The 16136-nt window shown below is 72.6% G+C and carries 15 protein-coding genes; 12 read left to right on the forward strand and 3 right to left on the reverse strand.

Annotated features, from left to right (window positions below; translation table 11 throughout):
• Window positions 1–38: 38 nt before the first annotated feature.
• Window positions 39–671, forward strand: a complete 633-nt coding sequence (locus ACWGIS_RS05270) for an AAA family ATPase (RefSeq protein ID WP_453361055.1) — start codon at window positions 39–41, stop codon at window positions 669–671.
• A gap of 257 nt (window positions 672–928) precedes the next feature.
• Here ACWGIS_RS05270 and ACWGIS_RS05275 read toward each other — a convergent pair whose 3' ends face one another.
• Complete coding sequence (locus tag ACWGIS_RS05275; RefSeq protein WP_453361056.1) at window positions 929–2035, reverse strand: DUF5937 family protein; 1107 nt, start codon at window positions 2033–2035, stop codon at window positions 929–931.
• Window positions 2036–2522: 487 nt separating this feature from the next.
• Window positions 2523–3758, reverse strand: coding sequence for a threonine aldolase family protein (locus ACWGIS_RS05280; protein WP_453361057.1), 1236 nt, complete (start codon window positions 3756–3758; stop codon window positions 2523–2525).
• A gap of 172 nt (window positions 3759–3930) precedes the next feature.
• Between ACWGIS_RS05280 and ACWGIS_RS05285 the strand changes: the two genes are divergently transcribed.
• From ACWGIS_RS05285 to ACWGIS_RS05330, 10 genes are all read left to right on the forward strand, one after another.
• Window positions 3931–4863, forward strand: coding sequence for a Rossmann-like and DUF2520 domain-containing protein (locus ACWGIS_RS05285; RefSeq protein WP_356163850.1), 933 nt, complete (start codon window positions 3931–3933; stop codon window positions 4861–4863).
• Window positions 4864–4900: 37 nt separating this feature from the next.
• Window positions 4901–5902, forward strand: a complete 1002-nt coding sequence (gene panC, locus ACWGIS_RS05290; RefSeq protein WP_453361058.1) for a pantoate--beta-alanine ligase — start codon at window positions 4901–4903, stop codon at window positions 5900–5902.
• Complete coding sequence (locus ACWGIS_RS05295) at window positions 5899–7674, forward strand: L-aspartate oxidase (RefSeq protein WP_453361059.1); 1776 nt, start codon at window positions 5899–5901, stop codon at window positions 7672–7674. The genes panC and ACWGIS_RS05295 overlap by 4 nt, the downstream gene beginning before the upstream one ends.
• Before the next feature lie 5 nt (window positions 7675–7679).
• The gene (gene nadC, locus ACWGIS_RS05300; protein WP_453361060.1) at window positions 7680–8672 is read left to right on the forward strand and encodes a carboxylating nicotinate-nucleotide diphosphorylase; all 993 of its coding nucleotides are present in this window, start codon (window positions 7680–7682) and stop codon (window positions 8670–8672) included.
• Window positions 8673–8677: 5 nt separating this feature from the next.
• Window positions 8678–9475 carry a type III pantothenate kinase gene (locus ACWGIS_RS05305; RefSeq protein ID WP_355784509.1) on the forward strand — a complete coding sequence of 266 codons (798 nt, stop codon included), beginning with the start codon at window positions 8678–8680 and terminating at the stop codon, window positions 9473–9475.
• Window positions 9476–9746: 271 nt separating this feature from the next.
• Complete coding sequence (locus tag ACWGIS_RS05310; RefSeq protein ID WP_453361098.1) at window positions 9747–10382, forward strand: hypothetical protein; 636 nt, start codon at window positions 9747–9749, stop codon at window positions 10380–10382.
• Window positions 10383–10395: 13 nt separating this feature from the next.
• Window positions 10396–10575 carry a hypothetical protein gene (locus ACWGIS_RS05315; RefSeq protein ID WP_453361061.1) on the forward strand — a complete coding sequence of 60 codons (180 nt, stop codon included), beginning with the start codon at window positions 10396–10398 and terminating at the stop codon, window positions 10573–10575.
• A 187-nt stretch (window positions 10576–10762) separates the two neighbouring features.
• A complete protein-coding gene (locus tag ACWGIS_RS05320; RefSeq protein ID WP_453361062.1) occupies window positions 10763–11191 on the forward strand; it encodes a BlaI/MecI/CopY family transcriptional regulator in 429 nt (142 codons plus the stop codon).
• A 9-nt stretch (window positions 11192–11200) separates the two neighbouring features.
• Complete coding sequence (locus ACWGIS_RS05325) at window positions 11201–11734, forward strand: amino-acid N-acetyltransferase (protein WP_453361063.1); 534 nt, start codon at window positions 11201–11203, stop codon at window positions 11732–11734.
• A gap of 227 nt (window positions 11735–11961) precedes the next feature.
• The gene (locus tag ACWGIS_RS05330) at window positions 11962–12297 is read left to right on the forward strand and encodes a histone-like nucleoid-structuring protein Lsr2 (protein WP_453361064.1); all 336 of its coding nucleotides are present in this window, start codon (window positions 11962–11964) and stop codon (window positions 12295–12297) included.
• Here ACWGIS_RS05330 and ACWGIS_RS05335 read toward each other — a convergent pair.
• The gene (locus tag ACWGIS_RS05335) at window positions 12276–12875 is read right to left on the reverse strand and encodes an SCO3374 family protein (RefSeq protein ID WP_453361065.1); all 600 of its coding nucleotides are present in this window, start codon (window positions 12873–12875) and stop codon (window positions 12276–12278) included. The genes ACWGIS_RS05330 and ACWGIS_RS05335 overlap by 22 nt on opposite strands.
• 431 nt (window positions 12876–13306) lie before the next feature.
• On the opposite strand from ACWGIS_RS05335, the gene ACWGIS_RS05340 reads away from it, so the two are divergent.
• On the forward strand, window positions 13307–15832 hold the full coding sequence (locus ACWGIS_RS05340; RefSeq protein WP_453361066.1) for an ATP-dependent Clp protease ATP-binding subunit: 2526 nt from the start codon (window positions 13307–13309) through the stop codon (window positions 15830–15832).
• Window positions 15833–16136: the final 304 nt, after the last annotated feature.

Consider the following 16136-nt stretch of genomic DNA (forward strand, 5'->3'; position numbering starts at 1 on the left):
GTGACCGGCGTGTGACCGGCGGCCACTAGGGTCTGCGCATGCTCCTGTGGATCAACGGCCCTTTCGGGGGCGGCAAGACACAGACCGCACACGAGATCCGGCGGCGGCTGCCCGGCTCCGTCATCTGCGACCCGGAACACGCCGGCTTCGGTCTGCGCCGGATGCTCCCGCCCGAACTCCGCGGTGACTTCCAGGAGTTGACGTCGTGGCGGCAGGGGGTGGTCGAGGTGCTCGACCTCGCCCTGACCGGGCACGACGGTGTCGTGATCGCCCCCATGACGGTCACCGAGCCCCGCTTCTTCGACGAGACCGTCGGGCGGCTGCGCGAACTGGGCCACGACGTACGGCACTTCACCCTCCTCGCCGAGCGGGAGACCGTACTGGCGCGACTGCGCGAGCGCGGCTTCGGCCGCCTGCTCCGGTACGTGGCCGGGAAGGACGCCCCGCTGCGCCGGGAGAGCTGGGCGGTGGAGCGGCTCGACCACTGCCTGGAGCGGCTGCGTGAGCCGGAGTTCGCCGAGCACCTGTGGACCGACCACACGACGGTCGTGAGGACCGCCGAGCGCATCGCCGTGCTGGCCGGGCTGACCCTCGCGCCGAACCGGGACGGCGCGCTGCGGGGGCGGCTGCGCCGGGCGTGGACCGGCGTGAGGCACATCCGCTTCGACTGAGGCCGCGGCGGTGGTTCGGCGGGCGCCCGGTCCGGGCGGGCGGAGGCGGTTCGGCGTGCGCCGGACGACAGGCGCCGCCGGATGCGCCCGGGCCGGGGACGCGCGCGGGGACCAGCCCGGGGCAGCGCGTCGGGACCAGCCCGGCAACGCGCGCCGCGACCAGCCCGGTAAGCGCGTCGGGACCAGCCCGGGACGCGCAGGGGCTGACGCAGGACGCGCAGGACGCTCGGGGACCAGCCCAGGACGCGCTGTAGGGGCTAGCGCAGGATGCCCTCCAGGAAGTCGCTTCCCAAGCGCGCGACCGCCGTGACGTCCAGCTGGTGCAGGACGTACCGGCCGCGGCGGCGCGTGGTGAGCAGGCCGGCCTTCTTGAGGACACCGAGGTGCCGGGATATCTCGGGGGCCGTCATGCCGTGCACCTGCGCCAGCTCGCCCGTGGTGTAGGCGCTGCGGGCCAGGTGACGGCAGATCCGCATCCGGACCGGGTGGGACAGGGCCGTCATCCGCAGGGTCAGCTGCTCGACCGAGGGCGGGGCGGCCAGCTCGGCGGAGCCGACCGGGTAGTGCAGCACCGGCTGCCAGCCGTAGCGGTGCAGGACCATCAGGTGCGGCCAGCCGAGGGTGGTGGGCACGAGCAGCAGGCCGCTGTCGGCCGTGGCCGTGTGACCGTCGGCCAGCTTGTCCACGACGATCCGCCCGGCGGACTCGTCCAAAGTCACGGCGGAGGAGACCGAGGCGAGCGCCTCGGCCAGGCCCCTGCGCCGGAACAGGTCCGTCTTGTGCCGGGCGTCCACCGCGAGCTGGTGGCGCAGCCGCGACCACGCCTCGGCGAAGAACGCCTCGTCGCAGTCCTCCAGGAACTGCCGCAGCCAGGTGCGCACGCCCGGCGGGTCCTCCAGCAGCCGCCGGGCGAACCGCACCTGGCGCGGCCCGCGGGACGCGGCCAGGTCCAGGGCACGCGCGCGCAGCCCGGGGTCCGAGAGCGTGCCGGGCCCGGGAGCGTCGTACGCCAGGGCACCGGTGAACTCCAGCGCGGCGGCCACGAACTGCTCGTCGTCCAGCTTGTCCAGCAGGTCCAGGTCCTCGGCGAGCGTGGCCCCGGGCAGCGTGAAACCGCCGGGGATGCCGGCCGAGGGCAGGAAGAGGTCCGAGAACGTCGTACGCCACAGGAAGTCGGCCTCGCACATGCGGTCGGCGAGGTGCGGGTCGAGGCCCGCGGTCACGGTGGTCGCCCAGGCCTGAAGCCCCGGGTGGTGACCGGGCTCGGACAGGGCGTGCAGCGCCATCCCGAGCTCGGCCAGCGGGGACGGCACGAAGGCGACCCGCTCCCGCCGCAGCCCGCTGACCTCGATGCTCACGCTCATGCCCTCATGGTGCACCGCGCCACTGACAACGCCGTTCCCGGTCGACGCCGGCCGTCAATCGGGGGACAGGCGCCGGAAGCGGGCGCACGCTGGGAGCACCGGTCCACGAGGGCGCCGGAGGACCGGAGTACCCGGAGCGCCGGAACACCGGTTCACGGAGGTGCCGGGGTCACCCTGGGCTCGCGGCCCGCCCGTTCTCCTCCGCTCCCCGTCCGCCCCGAGGAGGCGATCCGCCATGAGCGTCACCCAGACACCTGGCGGGCCCGGCAGCACGGCGAGCCCGGCCCGCCCGCACCCGGTGCGAACGACCGGCGGACCGTGCGGGAGCTGCGCGACCTGCGGCGGTTCCGCGCCGTCGTGGCGGGGCGCCCCGCGCGGGGCCGGCCGCGGGAGGCCGTGCGCCGGTGGTTCCGGGGCGGACCGCTCCCCGGCCGCTGACGTGGGACCGGGGCGCGGACGGCGCCGGCGGGACCGGGCGGCGGGCCCCCTACCGGAGGTCCGGCAGCCGTGCCGCGAAGTCCCCGGCGGCCTTCCGGGCCTCGTCGGCCGTCCAGTCGAGCCCCGAGGACCGTACGGCCACCTCGGTGTATGACACCCCCGGCCCGCCGCGGGCCCACGGGCTGACGAACAGGTAGGTGCCCGTCTCCTCGGCCTGTGCGGCGGCCGTGTCCTCCAGCACGTCCGGGTCGTACGGCAGCCAGACCTGGAAGTCGTGGGTGTGCGGCACCTCGGGGTGGACGCGCGCCCACGGCATCCCGGCCGCCGCGAACCCCTCGCGCAGGGCGGCGGCGATCACGCGCGCGTGGGCCACGTACTCCGGCAGCCGGGGCAGCTCGCGCTCCAGCCCGGCGAGCGCGGACAGCACCGCGGGGAACTGCTGGACGACCATGCCGCCGTAGCGGTGGCGCCAGGTCCTCGCCTCGTCGACCAGGGAGCGCGGGCCGGCCAGCGCCGCGCCGCTGTACCCGTCGAGCGACTTGTAGAACGACACGTAGACGCTGTCCGCGAGGCCCGCGATCTCGGCCAGGGGGCGCCCGAAGTGCGGGGTGCACTCCCACAGCCGCGCCCCGTCGAAGTGGACCACCGCGTCCCGTTCCCGCGCCGCCTCCACCACCTCGGAGAGCTCCTCCCAGGTGGGCAGGACGAAACCGGCGTCCCGGAGGGGCAGTTCGAGCATCAGCGCTCCGAAGGGCTCCTCGAAGTCGCGGATCTCCTCGGCGGTCGGCAGCCGTGGCTCGTCCGTGACGCGCACCGTGCGCAGCCCGCTGACCGCGCTGAACGCGTTCCGCTCGTGCACCTCGGGATGGGACAGCGGGTGCAGGGCGACGACCGGGTTCCCGGTGCGGGCGGCCCAGCAGCGCAGCGCCACCTGCTGCGCCATCGTGCCGGTGGGGAAGTAGGCGGCGGTCTCCGTGCCGAGCAGGCCGGCGACCCGCTCCTCCAGGGCCTCCACGATGCCGTTCCCGTAGACGTCCACCGGGGCGTCCAGGTCGTACAGGTCCGCCGCGCCGTCCAGGACCGCCAGCCGCTCCCGCAGCGTCGCCCGGTGGCCGGAACGGGCCAGCAGGCGCCGGGCGCCCCGGTAGGCGGCCGTCCGCCGCTCGCGCCGCCGCTCCGCCGCGGCCGCCCCGGACTCCGGGCCGTGCTCCCGCGCCGCCCCGGGGCCCTGCTCCGCCGCCCGCGCGCCGTCCCGCTCCTCGCCGTGCTCCGCCGTGTCGCTCATCCCCGGATCATCTCCCGGGGCGGCCGGTACGGGCACACGGGTTTTACGCCGCCAGGGGCCCGCGGAAACCCACAGCCTGTGGACAACCGAACGGGCCTCGAACCAATCGCGTTAACATGACGAGAAATCGTCCGGTACCCCGAGCGGACTGGAACGGGAAGGCCGCCGTCGAGTGAGTACATTCCAACAGCCAGAGCCGAAGGACCGCCCCGCGCGGCTCACCGTCGGCGTCGTCGGCGCCGGTCGCGTCGGTCCCGCGCTGGCCGCGTCCCTCCAGCTCGCCGGACACCGCCCGGTGGCCGTCTCCGGGGTGTCCGACGCCTCCGTACGGCGCGCCGCCAGGATGCTGCCCGACGTGCCCCTGGTGACGCCGGCCCAGGTCATGGAGCGCGCCGACCTGGTCCTGCTGACCGTCCCGGACGACGCCCTGCCCGGCCTCGTCGAGGGACTCGCCGAGACCGGGGCCGTCCGCCCCGGCCAGCTCCTCGTCCACACCTCCGGGCGGTACGGCGCACGGGTGCTTGACCCGGCGCTGCGCGCGGGCGCGCTGCCCCTCGCGCTGCACCCCGCGATGACGTTCACCGGCACCCCCGTGGACGTCCAGCGGCTGGCCGGCTGCTCCTTCGGCGTGACCGCGCCCGAGGAGCTGCGCCTGGCGGCCGAGGCGCTGGTGATCGAGATGGGCGGCGAGCCGGAATGGATCGCCGAGGAGAGCCGGCCGCTCTACCACGCGGCCCTCGCCCTCGGCGCGAACCACCTGGTGACGCTGGTCGCCGAGTCCATGGAGCTGCTGCGCACGGCGGGCGTCGAGGCCCCCGACCGCATGCTCGGCCCGCTGCTCGGCGCCGCGCTGGACAACGCCCTCAGGTCCGGCGACGCGGCCCTCACCGGCCCGGTGGCGCGCGGCGACGCGGGCACCGTCGCGGCGCACGTCGCCGAGTTGCGCAGGCACGCCCCGCAGACCGTCGCCGGCTATCTGGCGATGGCCCGCGCGACCGCCGACCGCGCCCTCGCCCACGGACTGCTGAAGCCGGAACTCGCCGAGGACCTTCTCGGGGTACTCGCCGACGGTGCGACCCTGCCCGACGACGGGAGCGACCGATGACCACGCCTGTTGTCCCGCGCACCGACGGGAGCACCCGATGACCCCCGCCCTGCTGCGCACCGCGGACGAGCTGCACGCGCGTGCCCGCGACGGCCGGCGCGCCGTCGTGATGACCATGGGCGCCCTGCACGAGGGCCACGCCACGCTGGTCCGCGCCGCCCGGGAGCTCGCGGGCGACCGGGGCGAGGTGGTCGTGACGGTCTTCGTGAACCCGCTCCAGTTCGGCGCCGGCGAGGACCTCGACCGCTACCCGCGCACCCTCGACGCCGACGTCAAGATCGCCGGGCTGGCGGGCGCGGACGTCGTGTTCGCCCCCTCCGTGGACGAGGTCTACCCGGGCGGCGAACCCCAGGTCCGCGTCAGCGCCGGCCCCATGGGCGGCCTCCTGGAGGGCGCCGTACGGCCCGGGCACTTCGACGGCATGCTCACCGTCGTCGCCAAGCTGCTGCACCTGACCCGGCCCGACGTGGCGCTCTACGGGCAGAAGGACGCCCAGCAGCTCGCCCTGATCCGCCGCATGGTGCGCGACCTGAACTTCGGCGTGGAGATCGTCGGCGTGCCCACCGTGCGCGAGGAGGACGGGCTCGCCCTCTCCAGCCGCAACCGCTACCTCTCCGCCGACGAACGCCGCACGGCGCTCGCGCTGTCCCAGGCCCTGTTCGCGGGCCGCGACCGGCACGCCGCCCAGGAGGCACTGCGGGCCAGGGCCCGGGAGGTGCCCGCCACGCGTGCGCGTGCCGAGGCCCTCAGCGCCCTCGGGGAGTCCCGCGCCGCCGCCGACGCGCACGCCGTCGCCAAGGCCGCCCCCGCGGGCGTCTCGGGCCCGGCCGCCGTGCGCGCCGCCGCCCGTCTCGTCCTGGACGACGCCGCCCGCCTGGATCCGCCGCTCGCCCTGGACTACCTGGCACTGGTCGATCCGTCGGACTTCACCGAGATCGCGGACGACTTCACCGGCGAGGCGGTCCTCGCCGTCGCCGCCCGGGTCGGGACGACCCGGCTGATCGACAACATCCCCCTCACCTTCGGAGCCGCCTCGTGACCGGCACAGGTACTGGCATACGCCTGCACGCCCCCGCCCCCGGCTGGTCCGTCGACGCCGACGTCGTCGTGGTCGGCTCCGGCGTCGCGGGACTCACCGCGGCCCTCCGCTGCGAGGCCGCGGGCCTGCGCACGGTCGTCGTCACCAAGGCCCGCCTGGACGACGGCTCCACCCGCTGGGCGCAGGGCGGCATCGCCGCGGCCCTCGGCGAGGGCGACACCCCCGAACAGCACCTGGACGACACGCTCGTGGCGGGCGCCGGCCTGTGCGACGAGGAAGCCGTGCGCATCCTCGTCACGGAGGGCCCCGACGCCGTACGCCGGCTGATCGCGACCGGCGCGCACTTCGACGAGTCCGCCGAGGGCGCCCTGGAGCTGACCCGCGAGGGCGGCCACCACCGGCGCCGCATCGCGCACGCGGGAGGCGACGCCACCGGCGCCGAGATCTCCCGCGCCCTCGTCGACGCCGTCCGCGCGCGTGGCCTGCGCACCGTGGAGAACGCGCTGGTCCTGGACCTGCTCACGGACGCCGACGGCCGTACCGCCGGCGTCACCCTGCACGTCATGGGAGAGGGCCAGCACGACGGCGTGGGCGCCGTCCACGCCCCCGCCGTGGTCCTCGCGACCGGCGGCATGGGGCAGGTCTTCTCGGCCACCACCAACCCCTCCGTGTCCACGGGCGACGGGGTGGCGCTCGCCCTGCGCGCGGGCGCCGAGGTCAGCGATCTCGAATTCGTCCAGTTCCACCCGACCGTGCTCTTCCTCGGCCCGGACGCGGAGGGCCAGCAGCCGCTGGTCTCCGAGGCGGTCCGCGGCGAGGGCGCCCACCTGGTCGACGCCGACGGGGTGCGCTTCATGGTCGGGCAGCACGAGCTGGCCGAGCTGGCACCCCGGGACATCGTCGCCAAGGGCATCATGCGCCGCATGCTGGAGCAGGACGCCGAGCACATGTACCTCGACGCCCGACACTTCGGCGCCGACATGTGGGAGCACCGCTTCCCGACCATCCTGGCCGCCTGCCGCGCCCACGGCATCGACCCGGTCACCGAGCCCGTCCCCGTCGCCCCGGCCGCGCACTACGCGTCCGGAGGCGTCCGCACCGACCACCACGGCCGTACGACCGTCCCCGGGCTGTACGCGTGCGGCGAGGTCGCCTGCACCGGCGTCCACGGCGCCAACCGGCTCGCCTCCAACTCCCTGCTGGAGGGCCTGGTCTACGCCGAGCGGATCGCGGCCGACATCGCCGCGCGGCACGCGCAGGAGCACCTCCACGCGCGCGTGCCGGCGCCCGTCCCGCACCCCGAGAAGCCCGCGCACCCGCTGCTCGCCCCCGAGGCCCGCTTCGCCATCCAGCGGATCATGACCGACGGCGCGGGCGTCCTGCGCTCCGCCGCTTCCCTGGCCGGCGCGGCCGACCGCCTCCAGCGCCTGCACGCGGACGCCCGCGACGCACTCGACGAGAACGGCAAGACGTCCGAGCCGGGCGTCGACACCTGGGAGTCCACCAACCTCCTGTGCGTCGCCCGGGTGCTGGTCGCCGCCGCCCTCCAGCGCGAGGAGACCCGCGGCTGCCACTGGCGCGAGGACCACGCCGACCGGGACGACACGGACTGGCGGCGCCACATCGTCGTACGGCTGAATCCCGACCGGACACTCGCCGTGCGCACCACCGACACCGCAGACTTCCCCCCGACCCTCCCCGAGGACTCCGGCCCCGCCCGGACCACGGGAACCTCCACGCCCCAGCCGTCGCCCCGTCCCCAGGAGCAGTGACCGAAGTGAGCACCCCCGACCTTCCCCTCGCCCGGAGCGGCGGCTGCGGCGACGGCTGCGGCTGCGCCGCCGACACGGACGAGGAGTACCTGGAGTGCGGGCTCGACCCCGCCCTCGCCCAGCTCCTGGCCGACGCGGGGCTCGACCCCGTGGAGGTCGAGGACATCGCGCACCTGGCCATCGAGGAGGACCTCGACCACGGCGTGGACGTGACGACCGTCGCGACCATCCCCGAGGACGCGGTCTCCACCGCCGACTTCACCGCCCGGGAGGCCGGCGTCGTGGCGGGCCTGCGGGTCGCCGAGGCCGTCGTCTCGGTCGTCTGCACCGACGAGTTCGAGGTCGAGCGGCACGTCCTGGACGGCGACCGCGTCGAGGCCGGCCAGAAGCTCCTCAGCGTCACCACCCGCACCCGCGACATCCTCACGGCCGAGCGCAGCGCGCTCAACCTGCTGTGCCGGCTGTCCGGCATCGCGACCGCCACGCGCGCGTGGGCCGACGCCCTGGAGGGCACCGGCACGCGCGTGCGCGACACCCGCAAGACGACGCCGGGACTGCGCTCCCTGGAGAAGTTCGCCGTACGGATGGGCGGCGGTGTCAACCACCGCATGTCGCTCTCCGACGCGGCCCTCGTCAAGGACAACCACGTGGTCGCCGCGGGCGGCGTGGCGCAGGCCTTCGAGGCCGTCCGCGAGGCGTTCCCGGAGCTGCCGATCGAGGTCGAGGTGGACACCCTGCACCAGCTGCGCGAGGTGGTGGACGCGGGCGCGGACCTGATCCTCCTGGACAACTTCACGCCCGCCGAATGCGAGGAGGCCGTGACGCTCGTCAAGGGCCGCGCGCTCCTGGAGGCGTCCGGCCGCCTCACCCTCGGCAACGCGGAGGTCTACGCCAAGACGGGCGTCGACTACCTGGCGGTGGGCGCCCTCACCCACTCCGCGCCCATCCTGGACATCGGCCTCGACCTGCGCGAGGCGTCGACGGACGAGGCGGAGTAGGACCGATGCTCCTGACGATCGACGTCGGCAACACCCACACCGTCCTCGGCCTCTTCGACGGCGAGGAGATCGTCGAGCACTGGCGCATCTCGACGGACGCCCGCCGCACCGCCGACGAGCTGGCCGTGCTCCTCCAGGGGCTGATGGGCATGCACCCGCTGCTCGGAGAGGAGCTCGGCGACGGCATCGACGGCATCGCGATCTGCGCCACCGTCCCGTCGGTCCTGCACGAGCTGCGCGAGGTGACCCGCCGGTACTACGGCGACGTCCCCGCGGTCCTCGTGGAGCCCGGCGTCAAGACCGGCGTGCCGATCCTGACCGACCACCCCAAGGAGGTCGGCGCGGACCGCATCATCAACTCGGTCGCGGCCGTCGAGCTCTACGGCGGCCCGGCGATCGTCGTCGACTTCGGCACGGCGACGACGTTCGACGCGGTCAGTGCGCGCGGGGAGTACGTGGGCGGTGTCATCGCCCCCGGCATCGAGATCTCCGTCGACGCCCTCGGCGTCAAGGGCGCGCAGCTCCGCAAGATCGAGGTGGCCCGGCCGCGCGCGGTGATCGGCAAGAACACGGTCGAGGCGATGCAGTCCGGCATCATCTACGGCTTCGCCGGCCAGGTCGACGGGGTCGTCAGCCGGATGGCACGGGAGCTGGCCGACGACCCGGACGACGTCACCGTCATCGCGACGGGCGGGCTGGCGCCGATGGTCCTCGGGGAGTCCTCGGTCATCGACGAGCACGAGCCCTGGCTCACGCTGATCGGCCTCCGCCTGGTCTACGAAAGAAACGTCTCCCGCACCTGAACCACCCGGGACGCTCGACATGCGTGGCGCCCGCCCAGGAGCACAGCCCGGGCGGGCGCACCCGTCACCGCACGCCGGCCCGCCCCACCCACCGGCGGACAGCCCCCGCCGCCCACCGGACAGGGCAGCGCCCGACGCCCGGGACCGGACGGCGTCCCGACGCCCGCCGGACCACCCGAAAGCCCCACGCCACAAACGCCCGGTATGCGAATTTTGTCTGATTAGCGCGTATCGTCGCCGCATGCCCACGCCATATGGATCCCGAGGCGGCATGGCGTTCGGTACGGAGGAGCTGCGTGTGCTCCGCCGTGCTCTCGCCCTCGCCCTCCACCCCGGTCCGGCCTCGGCCGAGGACGTCCAGGACTGTCTCCGTCTCGCCGAGTCGCTCGACGAGGCGACCCGCGAGGGGGAGAGGCTCCGGGCCTTCCTGCTGGCCGACCTGGCCCGTTACCGGGCCGCCCTGCCCGGCACCGCCACCGGCTACCTCGCCCTCCTGGAGGACGTCCTCGGTGCCGGCTACCGCCCGGTCCCGGACGACCTGGCCGCTCTGCGCGCCCTCCGCGGCACCCCGGCCGCCGCCGTCCTCCTGGACCGCTGCCGCGTCCTCGCCGAGCAGGACGTGCGCGCCCGCCTCGCGGGCCGCACCGTGCCCACCGTGCCGGCCTCCCGCAGCCATCTCCTGGCCCTCCCGGGCGGCCTCGCCGCCCAGAGGACCGGGCGCACCCGCGAGGCCGCCGGACAGCCCGCCAAGAAGCCGGTCGGCAGACCGGCGGAGCCCAGGCCGCAGACCCCGGTGAAGAGCCCGCGCCCCGACCGCCCCATCCCCACGCCCGGCGAGGTCTTCCCGCCGAAGCGCAAACCGGGTCCGCCGACGGCCGACCCGCAGCAGGAACTGGCGGCGGGCTAGCTACTCTGGAGGCATGGACTACGTCTCCGCGCTCGTGCCCCCCGTCGTGATGGCCGTGTTCTTCATCGGGCTGATCGTGACGATCGTGAAGACCCAGGGTGGGGCCAACAAGGCCAAGGAGGACGCCGTGGTCGACGCGGCGCTCGCCCGCGCCGAGGGCGCCCGCCAGACCTCCCGGGACCTCGAGGCCTGAGCCGCCGGGCCTCCTGTCCCGGCACCGCCTCCCCTCAGACACCACCCGTACCGCACCCGCTCCAGGGCGTACGACTCGTGTGATTTTCGAGTCGTACGCCCTTTTTGTTGCCGTTTACGGAAGAAGACGCACGTCCGGCAGGCCATCGGCGACTTCTCCCACTATTGTTCTGGCTGTGCCTCGCCCATTGGGAGAACTCGAAGACGCGGTCATGACGCGGGTGTGGAAGTGGAACCGCCCGGTGACCGTTCGAGAAGTCCTGGAAGACCTTCAGCAGGAACGGTCCATCGCGTACACCACGGTGATGACCGTTTTGGACAATCTCCATCAGAAGGGCTGGGTGCGCCGCGAGGCCGAAGGCCGGGCCTATCGATATGAGGCCGTCTCCACACGGGCCGCCTACGCGGCGGCGCTGATGAACGACGCGTGGTCGCAGAGCGACAACCCGGCAGCCGCTCTCGTGGCGTTCTTCGGGATGATGAGCGAGGAACAGCGTCTCGCCCTGCGCAACGCGGTGGCGATCGTCCAGGGCCCGGAAACGGCCGAAACGCCGGAGGAAACCCCCGCGCGCCCGGACGAGAACCCCGCCGCGCCTCAGGACGACACCGGGCGATAGCGTCCGCCCATGCCAGCAGAGCATCCCGAACCCACCGCAAAAGCCATCACCGTCCGCCGGGCCAGGACCAGCGATGTCCAGGCGGTGCGCAGCCTCCTCGACTCGTACGTGGAGCGCCGCATCCTGCTCGACAAAGCGACGGTGACGCTTTACGAGGACATCCAGGAGTTCTGGGTCGCGGAACGCGATGACAACGCCGAGGTGGTGGGCTGCGGGGCGCTGCACGTGATGTGGGAAGACCTCGCGGAAGTCCGCACCCTCGCGGTGAACCCGACGGTCAGAGGGCTTGGCGTGGGTCATCAGCTGCTCGGGAAGTTGCTGCAGACCGCCCGCTGGCTCGGCGTTCGCCGGGTTTTCTGTCTGACCTTCGAAGTCGACTTCTTCGCCAAGCACGGCTTCACCGAGATCGGTGAGACGCCCGTCGACACCGATGTCTACGCGGAGCTGCTGCGTTCCTATGACGAGGGCGTGGCGGAGTTCCTCGGTCTCGAACGAGTGAAACCGAACACCTTGGGCAACAGCCGGATGCTTCTGCATCTGTGATCGCCGCCGACTATTCCGGCGGGCAGGCATGCCCGGGTTCCCTATGTCCGAAACGCGCACGTTTCCGGTCTACCCCAGGGCTGTGAGTCCTCGCCAGGGGTTTGTGTTTTTCCGGCAAAAGCGGTTTGCTTTCCGACGTACTGCAGTACTGCATATAACAGGGGACGCGAAACAGCGGCGCACGCCGCAGGCCCTCCGCCCCATGGTTATCGATGAAAGGAAATCCGGTGGCACAGAAGGTTCAGGTCCTTCTTGTCGACGACCTCGACGGTGGCGAGGCGGACGAGACCGTGACGTTCGCGCTGGACGGCAAGACGTACGAGATCGATCTCACGACTGCCAATGCGGACAAGCTTCGCGACCTTCTCGAGCCCTACGTGAAGGGGGGCCGTCGCACCGGAGGCCGCACTTCCGGCGGACGCGGAAAGGCGCGCGCCACTTCCGGCGGCAGCCAGGACACCGCGCAGATTCGCGCGTGGGCGAAGGAGAACGGGCACGACGTCAACGACCGTGGCCGAGTTCCCGCAGCCATTCGCGAGGCCTACGAGAAGGCCAACGGCTGAGCGCGCGAGCGCCGCAGCCGGACACGGTGGCAGTGGGTTGCCATCGTGTCCACGACTCGTACGAGATCGGGGGCGCCCCCACCGCCCCCCACGGCCGACAGTGTCGGCAGTGAGGGTTCGACCTCGCACCCCGGCTCGGGGGGCCGCAGCCACACGGCGGCCCCCTGCGGACCGCCCCCGCCGACCGGCGGACGGCCGCCGGCCCCTCCCGGCGGCACCGGCGCCTCGACGCGCCCGCCCGCGCCGATCGCTGTGAGATCCAGCGTCAGAGCGCCCCACTCCAGCCAGTCCAGCAGCCCCGGCAGCTCGTCCGCGCTGCCCTCGGCCACCAGCAGCCGCATCCGGTCCCCCTGAAGGGCCACCGGAGACGTCGGCCGCAGATGCCGCAGCGCCGCGGCCCCGGCCTCCGCCGGCACCTCAAGGACGTCGAAGCGCACCCCCGTGACCAGTCCCGTCGGCGGTCCGGGCACGGTCCGCCAGCCCAGTTCGTTCTCGTACCAGTGCCGTAGCGGGTCGGCGAGGTCACCGGCGCGGCCGGACCCGGGCGGCCGGCGAGGAGGGGGAACGGTGGGAGCCATGTCAGGAGCAACCGTTCGGAGAGCCCCGGAGTTACGCTGGGTGTTTGGGCGAACGCGAAGGGTGCCGGGAGTGGGGGCGCGCGTCGGTCCCCACCGGCGCGCGGGTGTTCGCCCATAGCGGAGGGAACCGGTGCGCGCGGCATGGAGTGTCCGTGCGTACGGGTAAGACATCCCTAGTGGGAGGGGGCGACACGCAAGGAAAGGCGGTCTCACGTTCGCCATCGGCGTACTGATGGTGGGGGTAACTGCCTGGCCTGCGGGAACATCGTCTCGCACCATCGGGTTGAGGCAGATGTCGGCGTTCGGGGTCAGGAGGCCAAGGACGGTGTCGGCAGTTGGAATGAGCGGTCCCCGCTTGCGGGACTAAGCTGCGGAAGGACAGGGAGGGGAGCGTCCCCTTACTGCCTGACCGCTCTGAGGAGCGATTAACGATGTTCGAGAGGTTCACCGACCGCGCGCGGCGGGTTGTCGTCCTGGCTCAGGAAGAAGCCCGGATGCTCAACCACAACTACATCGGCACCGAGCACATCCTCCTGGGCCTGATCCACGAGGGTGAGGGTGTCGCCGCTAAGGCCCTGGAGAGCCTCGGGATTTCGCTCGAGGCGGTCCGCCAGCAGGTGGAGGAGATCATCGGGCAGGGTCAGCAGGCCCCGTCCGGGCACATCCCCTTCACCCCCCGTGCCAAGAAGGTCCTGGAGCTGTCGCTCCGCGAGGCCCTTCAGCTGGGCCACAACTACATCGGCACGGAGCACATCCTGCTCGGCCTGATCCGTGAGGGCGAGGGCGTCGCCGCCCAGGTCCTGGTCAAGCTGGGCGCAGACCTCAACCGGGTGCGGCAGCAGGTGATCCAGCTGCTCTCCGGTTACCAGGGCAAGGAGACCGCCACCGCCGGCGGTCCTGCCGAGGGCACGCCCTCCACGTCCCTGGTCCTCGACCAGTTCGGCCGGAACCTCACCCAGGCCGCTCGTGAGTCCAAGCTCGACCCGGTCATCGGGCGCGAGAAGGAGATCGAGCGGGTCATGCAGGTGCTGTCCCGCCGTACGAAGAACAACCCGGTCCTCATCGGCGAGCCCGGCGTCGGCAAGACCGCCGTCGTCGAAGGGCTGGCGCAGGCCATCGTCAAGGGCGAGGTGCCCGAGACCCTCAAGGACAAGCACCTCTACACCCTCGACCTGGGCGCGCTGGTCGCCGGTTCCCGCTACCGCGGTGACTTCGAGGAGCGCCTGAAGAAGGTTCTCAAGGAGATCCGCACCCGCGGCGACATCATCCTGTTCATCGACGAGCTGCACACGCTCGTCGGAGCGGGTGCCGCCGAGGGCGCCATCGACGCGGCCTCGATCCTGAAGCCGATGCTGGCCCGCGGTGAGCTCCAGACCATCGGTGCCACGACCCTGGACGAGTACCGCAAGCACCTCGAGAAGGACGCGGCCCTCGAGCGCCGCTTCCAGCCGATCCAGGTGGCGGAGCCTTCCCTCCCGCACACCATCGAGATCCTCAAGGGCCTGCGCGACCGCTACGAGGCGCACCACCGCGTCTCGATCACGGACGAGGCGCTGGTCCAGGCCGCGACGCTCGCGGACCGCTACATCTCGGACCGGTTCCTCCCCGACAAGGCGATCGACCTGATCGACGAGGCGGGCTCCCGGATGCGCATCCGTCGGATGACGGCGCCGCCGGACCTCCGCGAGTTCGACGAGAAGATCGCCGGCGTCCGCCGGGACAAGGAGTCCGCGATCGACTCGCAGGACTTCGAGAAGGCCGCTTCCCTGCGGGACAAGGAGAAGCAGCTCCTCGCGGCGAAGGCCAAGCGCGAGAAGGAGTGGAAGGCCGGCGACATGGACGTCGTGGCCGAGGTCGACGGCGAGCTGATCGCCGAGGTCCTCGCGACCGCCACCGGCATCCCGGTCTTCAAGCTGACCGAGGAGGAGTCCTCGCGTCTGCTGCGCATGGAGGACGAGCTCCACAAGCGGGTCATCGGCCAGAAGGACGCCGTCAAGGCGCTCTCGAAGGCGATCCGCCGTACGCGTGCCGGTCTGAAGGACCCGAAGCGTCCGGGTGGTTCGTTCATCTTCGCCGGTCCGTCCGGTGTCGGTAAGACGGAGCTGTCCAAGGCGCTCGCCGAGTTTCTCTTCGGTGACGAGGACGCGCTGATCTCCCTCGACATGTCGGAGTTCAGCGAGAAGCACACGGTCTCGCGTCTCTTCGGTTCGCCCCCCGGCTACGTGGGCTACGAAGAGGGCGGCCAGCTGACCGAGAAGGTCCGCCGCAAGCCGTTCTCCGTCGTCCTCTTCGACGAGGTGGAGAAGGCCCACCCGGACATCTTCAACTCGCTGCTGCAGATCCTGGAGGACGGTCGCCTGACCGACTCCCAGGGCCGGGTCGTGGACTTCAAGAACACGGTCATCATCATGACGACCAACCTCGGCACGCGGGACATCTCGAAGGGCTTCAACCTGGGCTTCGCGGCGCAGGGTGACACGAAGACCAACTACGAGCGCATGAAGAACAAGGTCTCGGACGAGCTCAAGCAGCACTTCCGGCCCGAGTTCCTCAACCGTGTCGACGACGTCGTCGTCTTCCCGCAGCTCACCCAGGGCGACATCCTCCAGATCGTCGACCTGATGGTCAGCAAGGTGGACGAGCGCCTCAAGGACCGGGACATGGGCATCGAGCTCTCCCAGTCCGCGAAGGAGCTCCTCGCCAAGAAGGGTTACGACCCGGTGCTGGGCGCGCGTCCGCTGCGTCGCACGATCCAGCGCGAGGTCGAGGACACGCTGTCCGAGAAGATCCTCTTCGGCGAGCTGCGTCCGGGCCACATCGTGGTCGTGGACACGGAGGGCGAGGGCGACGCCAAGACCTTCACCTTCCGGGGTGAGGAGAAGTCGGCGCTCCCCGACGTCCCGCCGATCGAGCAGGCCGCCGGCGGAGCCGGTCCGAACCTGAGCAAGGACGCGTAACCTCCGGGTTCGCCGCACCAAGGGGCTGCCCCGGGACTCCGGTCCCGGGGCAGCCCCTTTTCGTGCGCCCGCGACGGCTATGCGCGCGCCGGCGGCCCGCGTTCCGCGCGCCTGAGGGGAGGGCGACTGGACAGCTGGCTGTCCGCGGTTCGGTTCATCGTCCGCGGCGTCGTACGCCCACGGCGCCATACGCCCACGGGTCCCTGGTCCCGGGGCTCCAGGCGTCCGGAGTCTGTGCGTCCAAGGGGCTGCGCCTACGGGCCGGCAGGCCTGAGCCAGCGGGTCTCTGCCTCCGCGGGGCTGC

The sequence above is a fragment of the Streptomyces sp. NPDC054842 genome (assembly GCF_053611025.1).